A 16,092-nucleotide genomic window follows, 5' to 3' on the forward strand; every position below is an offset into this window, starting at 1 on the left:
GCGGCCGCAAATTCAAGGGCAGGGGCTTTGGGGCACTGGCCGGTCGCATGTAGAAATCAACCGGATTGTTTGTGTATCTGGAGTGAACGCTGTCCGCTTTGCCGGAAAAGAAGGGAGGGTGCTCAAGCCGGGGGCTGACGATCAAGCAGGTTGCGCACGCTGCGGGTGATCTGCTCGGCGGAAGCCGGTTTGGGCAGGTAGTCGTCGGCATCGGTATGGACGCGCTGGTGGTGGGAAAAGCGGGTGGCCAGCTGCGGTGCCGGCTCGGCCGTCAAGATGATGATGGGAATGTGGCCGAAGCGCTGGTCGGCCTTGAGGGTTTTGCACACCGTATAGCCGTCGGTTTCCGGCATAATCACATCGAGCAAGATGGCGTCTGGGGGTTGATCGCACACCTTTTGCAAGCATTCGCGACCGTCATAGGCCACATCCACCTCATACCCGGCCTTTTCCAGAATCCGGCGCACCAGGGCGCAATGATCCGGCTCGTCGTCCACCACCAAGATGCGTTTTTTGGGGCTCATGGGCACTTGTTCCCGCCGGGTGAAAAGGGTGTTCGACTCCGGCCGCGCCGCGCAGGGCGCGGCCGGATCGGCAATGATGCCTGTCGCTTCAGGTCGGCAGCAAAGGGTTACGCGGGGTCCATCACCGGCCGCGGCAACACACCGGCCCGCTCGGCGATTTCGGGCACTTTGTGCTCCCACTCGATGGCCATCAGATGGACGCCGGCCACGCCCGCCATCTGTTTGAACTCTTCGATCTGTTCAATGGCGAACTTGATGCCCTCTTCGGCCATCTTGCCTTTGCCGGCGCCTTCCAACCGCTTGATCAGCTCTGCGGGCACATCCATGCCGGGCACGAATTTGGCCATGTACTTGGCCATACCCGCGCTTTTCATGGGGGTGACGCCGGCAAGGATGTAGGCCCGCTCGGTCAGGCCCATGTCCACGGCGCGTTTCATGAACTCACGGAAGCGGGGCATGTTGTAGATGCACTGGGTCTGGATGAAATCGGCCCCGGCATCGATCTTGTTGGCCAGACGGTAGACGCGAAACTCGGTGGGGTCGGCGAAGGGGTTGGCCGCGGCGCCGATAAAGAGTTTCGGCGGCCCGTCGATCTCCTCGTCGTTGAGAAACTTGCCTTCATCCCGCATCTTCTTGGCCAGGGCGATCAATTGCATGCTGTCCAGGTCGTAGACGTTCTTGGCTTCCGGATGGTTGCCGAACTTCTGGTGGTCGCCGGACAGGCAGAGCATATTACGGATGCCCAGGGCGTGAATGCCCAGGATGTCGCTCTGCATGGCGATGCGGTTGCGGTCGCGGCACACCATCTGAAAATTGGGTTCCAGGCCGGCCTGCACCATCAAGGCACTGGCGGCTTTGCTGGACATGCGCACCACGGCGGTCTGGTTGTCGGTCACGTTAATGGCGTCCACCACGCCTTTCAGGGGCGCCATCTTCTCGTTGAGATGCTCTACGTTGGCCCCCTTGGGCGGTCCGCACTCACCGGTGAAGGCGAAATGACCCGCTTTGAGGACCCGTTCCAGGTTGCTTCCGGATTTGTAACCGTTGTCGCTCATTGCACCAGCTCCTCCCTTATACTCTTACGGGGTCCGCCGTCCCGGGCCGTGCGCCAATCCTTGGCGGCCCAATAGCGGCGCAGGTCCTCCAGCCGTCCCTGTTCCGTTTTCTTGCGCACGATCAGATCCCAGACACAGACCACGTCCTTGGCGATTTCGCACTTTCCCGCGGCGCTTCCGCCGCAGGGTCCGTGCTGCAGGCTTTTGGAACAGCGGGAGATGGGGCACATGCCGTCGAAGAAGTGGATAATGCAGGTGCCGCAACCGGCGCAGCGCTCTTCCCAGACGCCATGGCGCACGGCGCCGCCCATGAAGGTGGTGTTGACGGTGGGAAAAAAGCGCTGTTCGGGATAGGCCTCGGAGAGAAACTGGGGCCCGACGCCGCAGGCCATGGAGAGAACGGCGTCATACTGGTCATACACGTCGCGCAGTTGCTCTATATACTCCGGGTCGCACTGCCGCTCCAGCATCCGCTCTTCGATTTTGATGGGGCGACCCTCTTTTTTGCGGGCGATGCGCAAGGTGGAGGCCAGAATCTGCACCTCCTTGAGGCCGCCGACGTTGCAGACGGTCACACACCCCTTACAGCCGACCAACATAATGTTGTCGTACGGCTTTATCATCTCCTGGATCTCTTCCAGGGGTTTTCGGTCAGCAATAATCATGATTCACCTCGTTGCATGGTGTGCCGGCAGCAGTGCCGGACACACGGAAATGGGGTCCCAAGGGGCGCGCATCTTCAAGCCGGCGTCTCCTCGGTCGCTGTTACGCAGGGATTGAGCGGGCTGGGGCCCAGTTCCTTGGCCCGTTCGGTCATTTCGGTGGCGATCTCCGCGAACCGCGGTCCCTGGGCCGAAGACAGATTGTACATTTCCACCCGTTCACTCTTCATACCGATGGCTTTCAGGGTGCGCTTCACATATTCGACTTTGCGGCGGGTTTTGATATTTCCTTCCAGGAAATGGCATTCACCCTCCAGTCACCCGGCCACATAGACGGCGTCGGCACCGTCTTCTATGGCCCGCAACAGGTGCAGTATGTCCACGCGACCGGTGCAGGGCACCTGGATCACCTTGACGTTGGGCGGATAGTTCAGCCGCATGGAACCGGCCAGATCGCCCGCCGCGTATGCGCAGTACTTGCAGCAAAAGGCGACGATTTGGGGTTCGTAGGTTGCTGTCATGGCCTCTTCCTTTCTTGGATGGTGAAGTGTTTTTTGCTTTGGATAATTGTTTCGATCCCCCGCCCCGCGGTTGTCTTCTTCGGCAGGCGCAGGGGATCGTTCTGGCGCTTATTGGGTCAAGCACTCGGCGAACAAGGCATCGGTCTTGGCGATGAGCTGTTGATCGGTGAAGTGTTTCAGGGTGATGGCCTTGCCCGGGCATTCGGAGACGCAGCAGCCGCAGCCCTGGCACCCGGCCGGATCGATGACCGCGTAGCCCTCCGAACCGATATAGGGCACATGATAGGGGCAGGTGCGCACGCAGGTCAAGCAGACCGCGCACTTGTCCGGATCCACGATGGCCGTCACACCGCCCACCCAGATGGTCTCCTTGCTCAGAATGGTCGAAGCGCGGGAGACCGCCGCCTGGGCCTGGGCGATGGTTTCGTCGATGGACTTGGGATAATGGGCCAGGCCGGCCATGAAGATCCCCTCGGAGGAGAAATCCACCGGGCGCAGCTTGGCGTGGGCCTCGACCAGAAAGCCCTCGGCGTTGATGGGCACCTTGAACAGCTCGAACAGATCCTTGTTCTCGTTGGGCAGCACCGCTGTCGCCAGCACCAGCAGGTCGGGGTTGAGTTCGATGGGCCGTCCCAGGATGTGATCCTTGACCGTGACGCTGAGTTGATCGCCATCGGCAGCCACGTTGGGGGCCGAGGCCAGGTCGAAACGGATGAAGATCACACCCAGCTCCCGGGCCTTGCGGTAGAGGTCTTCCCGGAAACCGTAGGTGCGGATGTCGCGGTAAAGGATAAAGACGCTCATCTCCGGCTTGCGCTCCTTGAGTGCGATGGCCGACTTGACGCTGTGAGTGCAGCAGATGCGGCTGCACGAGGGGCGCTCCTCGGTGCGCGAGCCCACACACTGGATGAAAACGGCCGTGTCGGCCGCGGCGATGCGTTCGTCTTCGGCGGTCATGGCCTCGTCCATCTGCTGGTGGGTCAGAATGGCGGGGTGCTGACCGTACTGGTATTCGGTGGGCTGGTACTCCTTGCCGCCGGTGGCCAACACCGTTACGCCGTGCTCGATGGCGGTGGTCGTCATGGTGGTGCCGCCGGTGGCCACCGTGCTGGTGAAGTGGCCCAGAATGCCCGCGGTTTCAACCACCTCGCTGTTGAGATGCAGACGGATTTTAGGGTGGTTGCTCACCCGCTCGATGAGCTTTTCCACGTAGGGCCGCACTTTTTCTCCCTGCCAGGTGGCGCGCAGCCACAGGGCGTTGCCGCCCAGATGATCTTCCCGTTCCACCAGATCGGTTTGAAACCCCTGATCGGCCAGTCCTAAAGCAGCCTCCATGCCGGCCACGCCGCCGCCCACCACCAGGGCCGTCTGTTTGACCTCCAGGCTCACCTGGTGCAACGGCTCCACATAGGCCGCCTTGGCCACGGCCATGCGCACCAGGTCCTTGGCCTTTTCGGTGGCCTTGGCCGGATTGTTCATGTGCACCCAGGTGTTCTGATCGCGAATGTTGGCCATTTCGAAAAGATATTTGTTCAGGCCGGCCTCGCGGATGGTTTCCTGGAACAGGGGCTCGTGGGTGCGCGGCGAACAGGAGGCCACCACCACCCGGTTGATGCCCATTTCCTTGATCACCTCTTTCATCTTGTCCTGGGTGTCCTGGGAGCAGGTGAACAAGTTGTCTTCCACGTGCACCACGTGGGGCAGGTTCCTGGCATACTCACGCACCGCCGGCACATCGGCCACGCCGCCGATGTTGATGCCGCAGTTGCAGACAAAAACGCCCACCCGCGGCGCCTGGTCGGCCACATCCAGCTCGGGCGGCAACTGCTTGGCCCGGATCAGCGTACCCCGGGCGGCCGTCAGGTTCTTGGCCGAAGCGGCCGCGGCGGCGGACGCCTCCATCACCGATTGCGGAATGTCCTTGGGTCCCTGGAACACGCCGCAAACGTATATCCCTTCTTTGTTGGTGGCTACCGGCGCCAGATCGCTGGTCTGGGCGAACTGGTGGCCATTGAGATCGATGCCCACGGTATGGGCCAGTTTGATCGCCGCTTCGTTGGGCGCCAGCCCCACGGAGAGGACCACCATGTCGAAGAGCTCTTCGATCAGCTCGCCCTCTTCATTCACATAACGCAGTCGTAGATTGTCACCTTCCACCGGGTCGATGGTGTGTACCCGCGAACGGACGAAGCGCACCCCTTTTTCGTTCTCGCAGCGCATGTAGTAGCGTTCGAAATCCTTGCCGTAGGTGCGCATGTCCATGAAGAAGACGGCGGTGTCCAGATCTTTACTGCTATGCTCCTTGGCGATCACCGTCTGCTTGGCGGCGTACATGCAGCACACCGCCGAACAGTAGCTGTGGTCGCACTTATTGATATCCCGCGAGCCGATGCACTGCAGCCAGGCGATCTTCTCCGGCTCCTTGTGGTCCGAAGGCCGGATCAAGTGCCCCTGATATGGGCCGGACGCGGAAAGAATCCGTTCGAATTCCAGGGCGGTGACCACGTTGGGATGCTTGGCATAGGCGTAGTATTCGTGCTTGCTCGGATCGTAGGGCGAAAAGCCGGGGGCCAGGATCAAGGAGCCCACCTCCACCACCGTGCGCTTGGGCTGCATCTCGTGGTTAACCGCCTTGGCCAGGCACGCCTCCACGCACTGGTAGCATTCCGAGCAGATGCCGCACTTGAGACAGCGGTCGGCCTCCAGTTTGGCCTCTTCTTCGTTGTAACCGAAGGAGACTTCCAAAAAGTTGCACTCCCGCGCCTCGGGATCCAGGCAGCGCACGGTCACGCGCTTTTTCTTCTCTTCATAGGCCGTCTCCGGCTTGACGTATTCCCACTTTTTCTCGCGACCTTCCTTCAGATCCAGGCCGTTGACGAAACGGTGAATGCTTTCGGCGGCCTCCTTGCCGCAGGCCACGGCATCCACCACCGATTTGGGGCCGTAGAAGGCATCGCCACCGGCGAACACCCATTCGATGGGGGTTTGCAGGGTGACCGGATCGGCCTCCAGGCCGCCGGGGCGGGAGATGGCGATCTCCTGCTCCTTGATGCCCTCCAGGTTGGTGCTCTGGCCGATGGCGATAATTACCGTGTCGGCGAAAAAGGGCTGGCAAGCGTTGTCGTCGTACTGCGGACTGAACCGGCCGTCCTCGTCGAAGACCGTCGTGCAGGTCTTGAACTCGAGGCCCGACACCTTCTTGTTCTTGTCGATGAAGAAGGATTTCGGACCGAAACTGTTGACGATTTGGATGTCGCCCTCCAGGGCCTCTTCGATCTCGTGCTCCCAGGCCGGCATCTCTTCGCGCTTCTCCAGGCAGATCAGGGTGACATTCTTGGCCCCCTTGCGCTTGGCGGTCAAGGCTACGTCGATGGCCACATTGCCGCCGCCCACCACCAACACATCCTCGCCGATGACCACCTCCTTGCCCATGGCCGCGTCGCGCAGGAATTCGACCCCTTGCAGCACTCCTTCGGCATCCTCGTTTTCCACGCCCAGTCGCCGGCCGCCGTGCAAGCCGATGGCCAGGAAACAGGCCTTGTACCCCTCTTTTTGCAAGCTCTCCAGGGTGACCTCCTTGCCGAAGGTGACACCACAGCGGATCTCCACCCCCATCTGCCGGATCACATCGATCTCCTCGGCCAGAATGTCGCGCGGCAAGCGGTATTCGGGAATCCCTACGCGCATCATGCCGCCGGGTTCGGGCAGCTTTTCGAAGATGGTCACCCCGTACCCTTTGAGGGTCAGGTAGTAGGCCGCCGTCAGGCCGGCGGGGCCCGCGCCGATCACGGCGATCTTCTCATCCCGCTTATCCGCCTCAACGGCGGGAATGTAGGTGTCACCGCTCTGGCGCTCGTAGTCGGCCAAAAAGCGGTGCAGTTCGCGGATGGCCAGGGGCTGGTCCACCTCGTTGCGGGTACACTCCCCTTCACAAGGGTGGTGGCACACACGGCCGCACACGGCCGGGAAGGGATGGTCCTGCTTGAACAGCTTGAGGGCTTCCTTGTAACGGCCGTCGTTGATCAGGGCGATGTAGCCCTGAATGCTTACATGGGCCGGGCAAGTGGCCTTGCAGGGCGCCGTGCCGCGCTTTTCGATAGCGTAGGCACTGGGCATGCCCTGGGGATAGAGCTTGAAGGCCGCCTTGCGTTCGCGCAATCCCTCGTCGAAAGTGTTGGGCATCTCGATGGGACACACCTTGCTGCATTCGCCGCAGGCCGTGCACTTGTCCAGGTCCACATACCGGGGCCGTTCCAGCAGGGTGACCTTGAAGTTGCCGGCCTCGCCCTCCACCTTTTCCACCTCGGTCATGGTGTACAGATCGATGTTCAGGTGGCGCCCCGCCTCCACCAGTTTGGGGGAGATGACGCACATGGAACAGTCGTTGGTGGGAAAAGTCTTGTCCAGCTGGGCCATGACACCGCCGATGGCCGATTTTTCCTCCACCATTTTGACCAGGTATCCCGAATCGGCCAAATCCAGGGAGGCTTGAATGCCGGCGATGCCGCCGCCCACCACCATTACGGAACCGACCACGCTTTTTTTAGAATCCGAACTGTTTTCAGGTTGCATTGACTGTCCTCTGCTTCAATTTTGGGTCTGCCAGGATGGGCCGCGCCCATCGACCATCACCGTTGACGCGCCAGGGGTATCCCCTTGTCCAGCGACGCGATTGTATTTGGTTTTCGACACCGGGTACAAATTAGCAACAGCCGTGCCACTCTATCGGCACCGGCACAACACATTGAAATATTTCGGTATATTATTATGGCAAGGTTGAAAAGGCCTTATACGGCCACCTGAAATATACCGAAATGGTATGCCAGAATGGCCCATCAATATATAATACTTGTATGTTTTCAGATGGTTGTTTATATCTATGCCAAAATGGCGCGCATCCAATTTCGTGCCAAAATGGAACGATGGCAGTGGAAGGGAGTACAATTCATGAGCAGCCGCATCATACTTGTCGACGATGATCACGACTACTTGGAGTTGCTGGCCGGCAAGCTCCGGTCCCTCGGTTACACGCGGTTACGCTTGGAGGACAGCCCCTTGGCCGCGGCCGCGGCCTTTGATGCCGGCGAGAGCTTCGATGTGGCCCTGATCGACATGACCATGCCTGAAATGGACGGCATGGCCTTGCTGGAACGCATCAAGAACACCAGTCCCGGAACCGAATGCATCATGGTCACAGCCATCAACGAAGCCCGCACCGCGGTGGATTGCCTGCGCAAGGGCGCCTACGACTACCTAGTCAAGCCGGTGGCCAAGGATGTGCTGGCGCTGACCTTGCCGCGGGCCTTGGAGCGCAAGCGGCTGTTGGATATCCTGGATATCGAAAAACGGCAGGCCCACCCCGCGCTGTCCAACCCTGCCCCCTTCGAACCGATTCTGACCCAGAATGCGGCCATGCAACGCATTCTCAAAGAGGCCGAACTGCATGCCTCCAGCAACGTGCCCATTCTGATCACCGGCGAAAGCGGCACCGGCAAGGAGCTGCTGGCCCGCGCCATCCACAATGCCAGCTCCCGGTCGCAACATCCGTTCACGCCGATCAACATGGCCTCCATTTCACCCCAACTGTTCGAGGCCGAGTTCTTCGGTCACACCCGCGGCGCCTTCACCGGGGCCACCGCGCCAAGGGCCGGCTTCCTGGAGCACACTGATCGCGGGACCCTTTTTTTAGACGAAATCGGGGATTTGCCCTTGGAACTGCAGGGTAAGCTGCTGCGGGTGTTGCAGGAGGGGGAGTTTTCGCGAGTTGGCAGCAATGAAAGAATACAGGTGGACTTGCGGTTCATCGCCGCCACCAACGAGGATCTGGACCGCATGATCAGCCGCAAGGCTTTCCGCAAGGACCTGTTTTACCGCATCCGGGGCGGCTGGCTCCACCTGCCGCCGCTGCGGGAGCGGCAGGAAGACATAGAGCTGCTGACCAATGTCTTTTTAAGCAAATACGCAGAATATCCCCGCGGTGCCCAACACATTGCCGAGGCAGCCCGCCGGCGGCTGCTCGCCTACCACTGGCCCGGCAATGTCCGCGAACTCAAATCGGTGATCCAATCGGCCGTCAACCTGGCCGGGGGCGCCACGTTGGATGTCATCCATTTGCCGGAACACATGCGCCATTTGCCCCAACAGTCCCATGCCCCCGCCGTCCAACCCGCACCCGCCGAGATCCGTCCCCTGGCCGAGGTGGAGAAAGCGCACATTCTGGCGGCATACGAGCGGTGCAAGCGCAACAAATCCAAAACGGCCAAAGTGCTGGACATCGGGCTCAACACCCTGCGCCGCAAACTCGCATCCTACGGAGTGGCATAGCGCACTCTATTTTTGACCGATGCGCGCCAGCAGTGCCACCAGGAAACGCCACACCTTTTCCACCGAAGGAATATGCATGCGCTCGGTGGGGGAGTGGGGATTCTCGATGTCCGGGCCGAAGGAGATCATCTGCATTCCGGGACTGCGCTCACCGATGATGGCGCACTCCAATCCGGCATGGATCACCTGCAGCACGGGTTGCGCACCGAACAGCTCGGCATACACCGTACGGGCGGTGTTGAGCAGATCGGCGGCCATATCCGGTTGCCAGGGGGGATACTTGTTGCTGTCGCTGACTGTCGCGCCGGCCAGCGCGGCGATGGCGTGCACCTTGCCCGTCAGCGCGGCCAGGCGGGATGCAACAGCACTGCGCTGACTGATCAGAATGCACAGATTGTCCCCTTCAACAACCACGGTGGCCAGATTGCTGGAGGTTTCCACCAACCCTTCCAGGGTGGTGGACATGGTGGCGACGCCGTCGGGCAGGGCCAACAACAGGTTGATAATGCGCCCGGCAATATCGGCAACCCATACGGTATGCGGCGCCGTGGTCAACGGACGCACCTGGATGGACAACCCTTCATCCACGCCCTGCCATTCGGCACGCATGATCGCTTGTGCCTCGGCCGTGGCGGCCATCAGCGTTTGGACCGCCTCGGCCGGGCAGGCGATAACGGCCGTGGCATCCCGCGGGATGGCGTTGTGCCGGGTGCCGCCGCTCAAAGTTGCAATGGCCGGAGCAATGCGGCTGCCAAGGTGCGCCAAAGTGCGCGCCAGCACCTTGTTGGCGTTGCCCCTTTGTTTGTCGATATCGATTCCGGAATGGCCACCCCGCAAGCCGCCCACCAGCACCTCGTAGGGGACCCAGCCCTCAGGAAACGGCTCGCGCACCAGGGCCATGGTAAGGGTGGTATCCATGCCGCCAGCACACCCGATGGTAAAGACCCCCTCGTCCTCGGAATCGAGGTTGATGAGGATGCGCCCGCTGATCAGTTCGGGGGGCAGCTCCTTAACACCGTTGAGTCCGGTTTCTTCATCCACCGTGAAGAGCAGCTCCAGGGGGGGGTGGTCCACCGCCGGATCCTCGGCCAAGGCCAAGGCGTAAGCCAGAGCGATGCCGTTGTCCGCCCCCAAGGAGGTGCGGTCGGCCGTGAGCCAATCCCCCTCGCGATGGGAGCGAATGGGGTCGCGTGTAAAATCATGCGGGGAATCGGGTGTCTTTTCACACACCATATCCATGTGGCCTTGCAGGATCACCGTGGGTCGTTCCGCCATGCCGGAACTGGCCGGCACGCGCACCACCAGGTTGCCGGCCGCATCTTCATCAATGGCAAACCCCCGTGCTGTCGCCCAGTCGGCCAACCAGCGACCCAGACGGGCTTCGTTTTTCGAGCACCGCGGGATGGCGTTGATCTGCTCGAAATAGTCCAAAATCTTATTTAACGCAGCAGCGTTTTGATCCATCGCACACTCCTTTTGGAAAGCTTCGCCGACGGCCGCCCCACTCAATTGGGGAACAGCCCGAACCCTTGCTATACCTCTTTCAACGACAACAACGCAAGGCGCATCGAAGTATCAAATTCTCCTTGCGGCGACCCCCTCGATGTGGTCTAAAATAAGGCCGTTGCAAGCGGCCCGGTCACACCGCCGCGAATGGTGCCGATGGCAAACGACCAGAGGCCGCGCTTTTGAAACGGCTTACTTCAACACATCAAAGGATGCAATTTATGAAACAATGGAAATGCATGGTTTGCGGCTTTGTACACAAGGGGGAAACGCCCCCGGACAAATGCCCGGTCTGTGGGGCCGACAAAAGCCAATTCATTCTGCTGGACGAAACCGCAGACGATGAGCCGGCACAACCCGCTTCCGCGCAAGGAACAGGCGGTGCTTCGGGCCCGGCACGCAAATGGCGCTGCACCGTTTGCGGCTACATTCATGAAGGCCCCGAACCGCCCGACAAGTGCCCTGTATGCGGCGCCGACAAAAGCATGTTCGAGCCTGTGGAAGACAGTGATGCGAAAGAGGCTGGCGGCGGCGCCAGGACCGCAGCAGGCAGCGGCGCCACCGCCGAAGCGACAGCCGAAGCGGCTCCCGAAGGCCCGGCTTGGGCGCGACGGTTAAAACCGAGCGGCCGCTGGGAAGAGATGAGCCACCACCTCACGCGCCTGCACGGCCATCCCATCGCGGTGCACATCCCCAACGGGCTATTGCCCGTTTCGGTCTTCTTCACCTTGGTGGCCCTGCTGTTTGGCGCCGCCGGCTTTGCCACCGCCGCGAAGTACAACACCATCATCGTAGCGCTTGCCATGCCCTTGGTGGTCGCCACCGGCTGGGTGGATTGGATCAATCGTTTCGCTGGTCGCATGTCCCCCGTCTTTCGCATGAAAATGATTTGCGCCGCCGTGGTGACAGGGCTGTCCATCATTCTCGCCATCTGGTGGCTTGCCAAACCCGACCTCTACCAGGACGGTCTTTTCGGCAACTTCTTTTTTGTGGTGCTCAATCTGGGCAATTTGGCCGCCGCCGGTGTGGCGGGTTGGTACGGCGGCAAACTGGTTTTCACCAAATAGTGCCCAAACGGACATTTGCTCCCCGCAAACCCTTTGTCGACAAGGGTTTGCGGGGGCAAACCAACCAGACCCCCAAAATCGAGCGATCAACAACCCCCCAATACGATCGCATGGATAACCGCCAGCCGTCGAATTTGATCCTCTCAGGCTTTTTCTGTTCGAAACACCCTCTATTTGGCAAAAACCACCGCAAAACCCCCTATGACCCAACCGCCACCACCATGGCGCCCCAATCGAGGTGTTCCAATTGCCGCTCGCAGCCGCATCCGGCAGGCAGTACCGATTGCAAAGCCTCTCCTTCATCCGGTCGGAATCCCGAAAGCACCCAATGGCCTCCGGGTCGCGTAACCGTTTTCAGCGCCGGCATCAGGCAGTGCAGGGTAGGGGGCCGGAGGTTGGCCATCACCAAATCAAAGCAGCGGTTCGGCACGGCCGCCAGGGAACCGGCCGCCACAAGGATGCGGTTCTGCAGATCGTTGCACTTGACATTAATCGCCGCCTCATGACAGGCCAGGGGGTCCAGATCAAGGGCCAGCACCCGCGCCACCCCCAGCAACGCCACGGCCAGGGACAACATCCCGGTGCCCGTGCCGACATCCACCGCGGCCCGGGGAAACACACGACCCGCTCGGCGGATTTCCAGCAAAAGGTCATCCACGGCCGTCAGACAGAGCCGGGTAGTGGGATGATCGCCGCCACCGAAGGCACCGCCGACCTGCATCCGCAGCGGCATGACGGCCGCTGGTGTGTTCACTTGTGCGTTCCCGGTGACCAACGCGAGGCGAGGCGAAATCAGGTGGGAAATTGAATGGTTCCACTCCAAGTGGGAAATGGCGAACGGATGGGTGTAAAGCAGCTCACCGGCATCGACCATTTGCTGAATCAAGCGACGGAAACGCCTGGGCGCCTCCGCAGGAAACCGGCGGTGCAACTCACGGATCAGCTCAGATGGTGTAACGCGCTGACGGCGATGTGAAAAATATTTCCGGAGCCACTCCTTCACGGCATTTTCCACCATGGCGCCTCCAATACCGGGACAGCGGCGATGGCCCCGGGATCCTGTGATCGCCGCAGGAAAACAAAGGTGCCGTCAAGCAGCCTTTCGGCAACCGATCATGGTATTCAGGACCGACCCTTCATCCTTTCCACCTCGGCCCGATGCCACAGCGCAAACTCATACATGCCCACAAAGCGATCATCATTGTTTATGATCCCCAAAGCCATTTCCAGCACCCCGCGGCCATATGCTTTGCTGTAGTCCTCCTGGCCGCACGCCTGCAGGAATTGGCCGACCAATTGCTGCGTGGTGCGGCGGGTGGCATCCCGTCGAATATCGATGGGGTCCTTGGGCTCTTCGAAAGGGTCCCAGTTCTCGAAACCCTTTTTGAGAATCTGCTTCTGCCGGCGGGCTGTCATGTTGTCAAAAATCGCCTGCTTGCGGGCAGCGGCATCATCGTTCTGGTTCGCCATGGCCAATCACTCCTTCTGTGGGTCGGCGGCTGCTTCCGGGTTTTCCTCACCCACACCGAGATACGCTTGTGTATACTCGGTCAGCAAGGCCATGGAAAGGGGCACCAAAAGCTCCGCCAGCTTGGGATAGCGAGAGCGAATGCCGACGGCCAGTTCACTTGAGATGTCGTACAAACGCTGGTACACGGCGTCCAATTTGAGTGTGGGATATGTTTGTCCCGGCGCGAAACCGCTTACGCCGCAAGTGTGGGCCTTGCCACCAATAACGGTGGGAATGCCGTAAATGCGGCAGGTGATAGGGCGCGCGTCGTATATCAAACAACGCTCCTGGTCATCCAGACAGGGGCAGCGCACCCGTTGCAGCGCCATCTCCTCGAGAATCGCTTGCTCGGACCGGCCCCCCTCATGATCCTTGTACGCTTGGCGTTTGAGCCGATGCACCGCGCGGTCGGCCTCATCGGCACGCTCCAGCAATGCCTCCCGGGCCGGACCGCTCATCATCTCATCGAAACGCTGCTTGATATACAGCGCCTCGACCAGGGTCAGGTCGAACAGGGCATGACAACAATCAGAACAGCCCTCCTTGCAAGTCACACATTCGGGATACTCCTGTTTTACCTTTTCAAAAGCGGCATCCACCTGTTGAACCAACTGCATATATTTTTCAAAATAGGGCTTTAAGTCCATCAATCAACTCCTCACTGTTTCACGTGAAACAACCACGGGTTATTTGCCGATACAAAACCGGCTGAAAATCGCATCCAACACCGCCTCGTCAGTCGACTCGCCGGTGATGCCTTGTAGGGCACGAACGGCGGCCTGCAAGTCAAGCGACACCATATCCTCCGAAAACGAATCCTGCAATGCGCTCAAGGCCCGTTGTGTGTGTTCAACCGCTTCTTCCAAACACCGTTTGTGTCGCAGATGACAAAGGGTTGCACCGAAATGCGCCTGACTGCCCAGGTCTTCGGCAATCTCTTGAACCGCCGTTTTCAAGGCCTCCAATCCGAGCCCCGTCCGCGCCGAAAGCTTGATGCTTTTTCCATTTGTCGCATCCACATCAAACGGATCCAAATGTGCCTCGCCGACCAGGTCCCATTTGTTCACCACCACCAAGGTGCGCTTGTCCCGATACTTGTGCAGCAGCTTTCGATCCGCCGCGGTACATCCTTCATCGGCGGCCAACACCAGCAATACCAGATCCGCAGTGTCCGCGCACGCTTGAGCCCTTTCAACACCAATTTGTTCGACAGGATCCTGACTCTCTCGGATACCGGCGCAATCACTGATAATGGTGGCCGCACCGCCGAAAAAACAATCCACCTCAATTACATCCCGCGTTGTCCCGGGTGTATCCGTAACGATCGCCCGCTCCTGTGCCACCAACCGGTTGAGCAAGCTGGACTTGCCCACATTGGGCCTTCCTACAATCGCAATTCGAATGCCATCGCGAACAACCCGACCCTGGGCATAGGTGGCCATCAGGTCATTCATCGGCGCCACAAGCTCCTGGGCGATGCGATGCAATAGCGCTTGGCGCTGGAAGTCGTCCACCATATCGGCGGTATCTTCCGGAAACTCGATAAACGCTTCGATTTGTGCTGTTACGACATTGAGAAGCGCCACCCACTGCCGAATGGTCTGCCCGACAACCCCATCGAGTTGCCGAGCGGCCAACAAGCCGGCGCTTCGGCTGCGGGCTTGAATCATATCTGCGACCGCTTCAGCTTGGCTTAGGTCAATACGACCATTGAGAAAGGCACGCCGGGTAAACTCACCCGGCTCGGCTGGGCGGACGCCGCAACTGAGCACGGCGTCCAAAATGGCGTTGAGCACCGCCGGGCCCCCGTGACATTGGAGCTCCACCACATCTTCGCGAGTGTAGGAATGGGGAGCTGCCATATAGAAGGCCAGCGCCTCATCAATCATGGCGTTGCTGCGCGGATCTATGATTTGTCCGTGATAGACGCGTCGGGGGTTGGGAAAAGCGCTGTCTTTCGAGGGTTTGCAATGCCCCTCGCTGCCTTTGCGGCGGAACAGGCGGCGCAACACGCGGACCGCCTGATCACCAGAGATCCGAACAATGCCGATACCGCCATGTCCTGCACCGGTGGCGATGGCGGCGATGGTGTCGAACGGGTTCAATTCTCGGCCTTGTTGCGCCGTCTCTTCTTGGGGAACACAACCAGTTTTCGATAGTAGCCGTCACCCATGCTCTGGGTGCGTACCCCTTGATTGTCCTTGAGGTGCAGGTGCACAATACGGCGGTCGTAGGCGTTCATTTGACCGATGGTAACCGGTTTGTTCAGTTTCCGGGCCTTGTCGGCCATTTTGCTGGCGATCCGCTTGAGGTTGCTCTTGCGGGTGTTCAAATACCCTTCGACATCCACCAGCACCCTGACCCGACTGTCATTTTGACGGTTGACGATCTTCTCAACCAGGTACTGAATGGCCTCTAAGGTCTGTCCCCGCTTTCCAATCAACAGACCGCTGTTGCCGCCTTCTATATTATAGAGAAGCCGCCCGTTTTTCTGTTCGATTGCGATTTGCGCTTCTTCGCAGATCGCGTCGACCATTTTACGAAGCGCCGTTTCCCCGACCGCGGCGGCTTCGCTCAGATCCTGTGGTTCCGCCGCTGGTTCTTGTTCATCCACCGCCGCGCGCGCCTTGGCCGGTTCTTTATCACCATTGTCTTGATCGTCGAACGTCGCCGCCACCAAATCGCGCGCGGTGTTTTGCACCGTATTGCGCGCATCCAGCGCTTCACCGTTACTTCCGACTTTAACGCGAATTTTCGCCTTGCGCACACCTACAAATCCGAAAATCCCGCTGGAGCCATAGGACACCACATCATATTGCAGTTCGGACACCGGTTTCCCCAACTCTTTGCTGGCGATTTCCAGAGCCTTATCGACATTTTTCCCTTCGTACTCGCTGAAATCGGTCATGCCTAAACCTCCAAG

General features: G+C 59.9%; 13 protein-coding genes. 2 read left to right on the top strand and 11 right to left on the bottom strand.

The window, feature by feature from the left end:
• Positions 1 to 122: 122 nt before the first annotated feature.
• The 5 genes from MRX98_RS09850 to MRX98_RS09870 form a co-directional block, all read right to left on the bottom strand.
• Complete coding sequence (locus tag MRX98_RS09850) at positions 123 to 524, bottom strand: response regulator transcription factor (RefSeq protein ID WP_246906565.1); 402 nt, start codon at positions 522 to 524, stop codon at positions 123 to 125.
• 107 nt (positions 525 to 631) lie between these two features.
• Positions 632 to 1,579, bottom strand: a complete 948-nt coding sequence (locus MRX98_RS09855) for a methylenetetrahydrofolate reductase (protein WP_246906568.1) — start codon at positions 1,577 to 1,579, stop codon at positions 632 to 634.
• Entirely contained in the window at positions 1,576 to 2,244 is a 669-nt protein-coding gene (locus tag MRX98_RS09860) for a methylenetetrahydrofolate reductase C-terminal domain-containing protein (protein ID WP_246906571.1), read from the bottom strand. Before MRX98_RS09860 ends, MRX98_RS09855 begins: the two co-directional genes overlap by 4 nt.
• A 74-nt stretch (positions 2,245 to 2,318) precedes the next feature.
• Complete coding sequence (locus MRX98_RS09865; RefSeq protein WP_246906574.1) at positions 2,319 to 2,762, bottom strand: hydrogenase iron-sulfur subunit; 444 nt, start codon at positions 2,760 to 2,762, stop codon at positions 2,319 to 2,321.
• Between the two features lie 108 nt (positions 2,763 to 2,870).
• A complete protein-coding gene (locus tag MRX98_RS09870) occupies positions 2,871 to 7,334 on the bottom strand; it encodes an FAD-dependent oxidoreductase (protein WP_246906577.1) in 4,464 nt (1,487 codons plus the stop codon).
• A gap of 375 nt (positions 7,335 to 7,709) precedes the next feature.
• On the opposite strand from MRX98_RS09870, the gene MRX98_RS09875 reads away from it, so the two are divergent.
• Positions 7,710 to 9,086 (top strand): sigma-54-dependent transcriptional regulator, encoded by a 1,377-nt coding sequence (locus tag MRX98_RS09875; protein ID WP_246906590.1) that lies wholly within the window; start codon positions 7,710 to 7,712, stop codon positions 9,084 to 9,086.
• Between the two features lie 6 nt (positions 9,087 to 9,092).
• Here the strand turns inward: MRX98_RS09875 and MRX98_RS09880 are convergent, their stop codons facing one another.
• Entirely contained in the window at positions 9,093 to 10,550 is a 1,458-nt protein-coding gene (locus MRX98_RS09880) for an aminoacyl-histidine dipeptidase (RefSeq protein ID WP_246906593.1), read from the bottom strand.
• A gap of 263 nt (positions 10,551 to 10,813) precedes the next feature.
• On the opposite strand from MRX98_RS09880, the gene MRX98_RS09885 reads away from it, so the two are divergent.
• On the top strand, positions 10,814 to 11,659 hold the full coding sequence (locus tag MRX98_RS09885) for a rubredoxin-like domain-containing protein (RefSeq protein ID WP_246906596.1): 846 nt from the start codon (positions 10,814 to 10,816) through the stop codon (positions 11,657 to 11,659).
• A gap of 199 nt (positions 11,660 to 11,858) precedes the next feature.
• Here the strand turns inward: MRX98_RS09885 and MRX98_RS09890 are convergent, their stop codons facing one another.
• The 5 genes from MRX98_RS09890 to jag form a co-directional block, all read right to left on the bottom strand.
• Complete coding sequence (locus MRX98_RS09890) at positions 11,859 to 12,677, bottom strand: 50S ribosomal protein L11 methyltransferase (RefSeq protein ID WP_246906598.1); 819 nt, start codon at positions 12,675 to 12,677, stop codon at positions 11,859 to 11,861.
• A gap of 104 nt (positions 12,678 to 12,781) precedes the next feature.
• Entirely contained in the window at positions 12,782 to 13,129 is a 348-nt protein-coding gene (locus tag MRX98_RS09895; protein ID WP_246906600.1) for a hypothetical protein, read from the bottom strand.
• 6 nt (positions 13,130 to 13,135) lie between these two features.
• Positions 13,136 to 13,816 carry a YkgJ family cysteine cluster protein gene (locus MRX98_RS09900; protein ID WP_246906602.1) on the bottom strand — a complete coding sequence of 227 codons (681 nt, stop codon included), beginning with the start codon at positions 13,814 to 13,816 and terminating at the stop codon, positions 13,136 to 13,138.
• A 39-nt stretch (positions 13,817 to 13,855) separates the two neighbouring features.
• The gene (mnmE, locus tag MRX98_RS09905) at positions 13,856 to 15,274 is read right to left on the bottom strand and encodes a tRNA uridine-5-carboxymethylaminomethyl(34) synthesis GTPase MnmE (RefSeq protein WP_246906605.1); all 1,419 of its coding nucleotides are present in this window, start codon (positions 15,272 to 15,274) and stop codon (positions 13,856 to 13,858) included.
• Complete coding sequence (gene jag, locus MRX98_RS09910) at positions 15,271 to 16,077, bottom strand: RNA-binding cell elongation regulator Jag/EloR (RefSeq protein ID WP_246906608.1); 807 nt, start codon at positions 16,075 to 16,077, stop codon at positions 15,271 to 15,273. The genes mnmE and jag overlap by 4 nt, the downstream gene beginning before the upstream one ends.
• Positions 16,078 to 16,092: the final 15 nt, after the last annotated feature.

Source organism: Desulfatitalea alkaliphila, from assembly GCF_022968795.1.
GTDB classification, from domain to species: domain Bacteria; phylum Desulfobacterota; class Desulfobacteria; order Desulfobacterales; family Desulfosarcinaceae; genus Desulfatitalea; species Desulfatitalea alkaliphila.

Coding starts and splice junctions, on each gene's coding strand:
- MRX98_RS09850 (WP_246906565.1), bottom strand. CDS start 524: ATGAGCCCCAAAAAACGCATCTTGGTGGTGGACGACGAGCCGGATCAT.
- MRX98_RS09855 (WP_246906568.1), bottom strand. CDS start 1,579: ATGAGCGACAACGGTTACAAATCCGGAAGCAACCTGGAACGGGTCCTC.
- MRX98_RS09860 (WP_246906571.1), bottom strand. CDS start 2,244: ATGATTATTGCTGACCGAAAACCCCTGGAAGAGATCCAGGAGATGATA.
- MRX98_RS09870 (WP_246906577.1), bottom strand. CDS start 7,334: ATGCAACCTGAAAACAGTTCGGATTCTAAAAAAAGCGTGGTCGGTTCC.
- MRX98_RS09875 (WP_246906590.1), top strand. CDS start 7,710: ATGAGCAGCCGCATCATACTTGTCGACGATGATCACGACTACTTGGAG.
- MRX98_RS09880 (WP_246906593.1), bottom strand. CDS start 10,550: ATGGATCAAAACGCTGCTGCGTTAAATAAGATTTTGGACTATTTCGAG.
- MRX98_RS09885 (WP_246906596.1), top strand. CDS start 10,814: ATGAAACAATGGAAATGCATGGTTTGCGGCTTTGTACACAAGGGGGAA.
- MRX98_RS09890 (WP_246906598.1), bottom strand. CDS start 12,677: ATGGTGGAAAATGCCGTGAAGGAGTGGCTCCGGAAATATTTTTCACAT.
- MRX98_RS09895 (WP_246906600.1), bottom strand. CDS start 13,129: ATGGCGAACCAGAACGATGATGCCGCTGCCCGCAAGCAGGCGATTTTT.
- MRX98_RS09900 (WP_246906602.1), bottom strand. CDS start 13,816: ATGGACTTAAAGCCCTATTTTGAAAAATATATGCAGTTGGTTCAACAG.
- jag (WP_246906608.1), bottom strand. CDS start 16,077: ATGACCGATTTCAGCGAGTACGAAGGGAAAAATGTCGATAAGGCTCTG.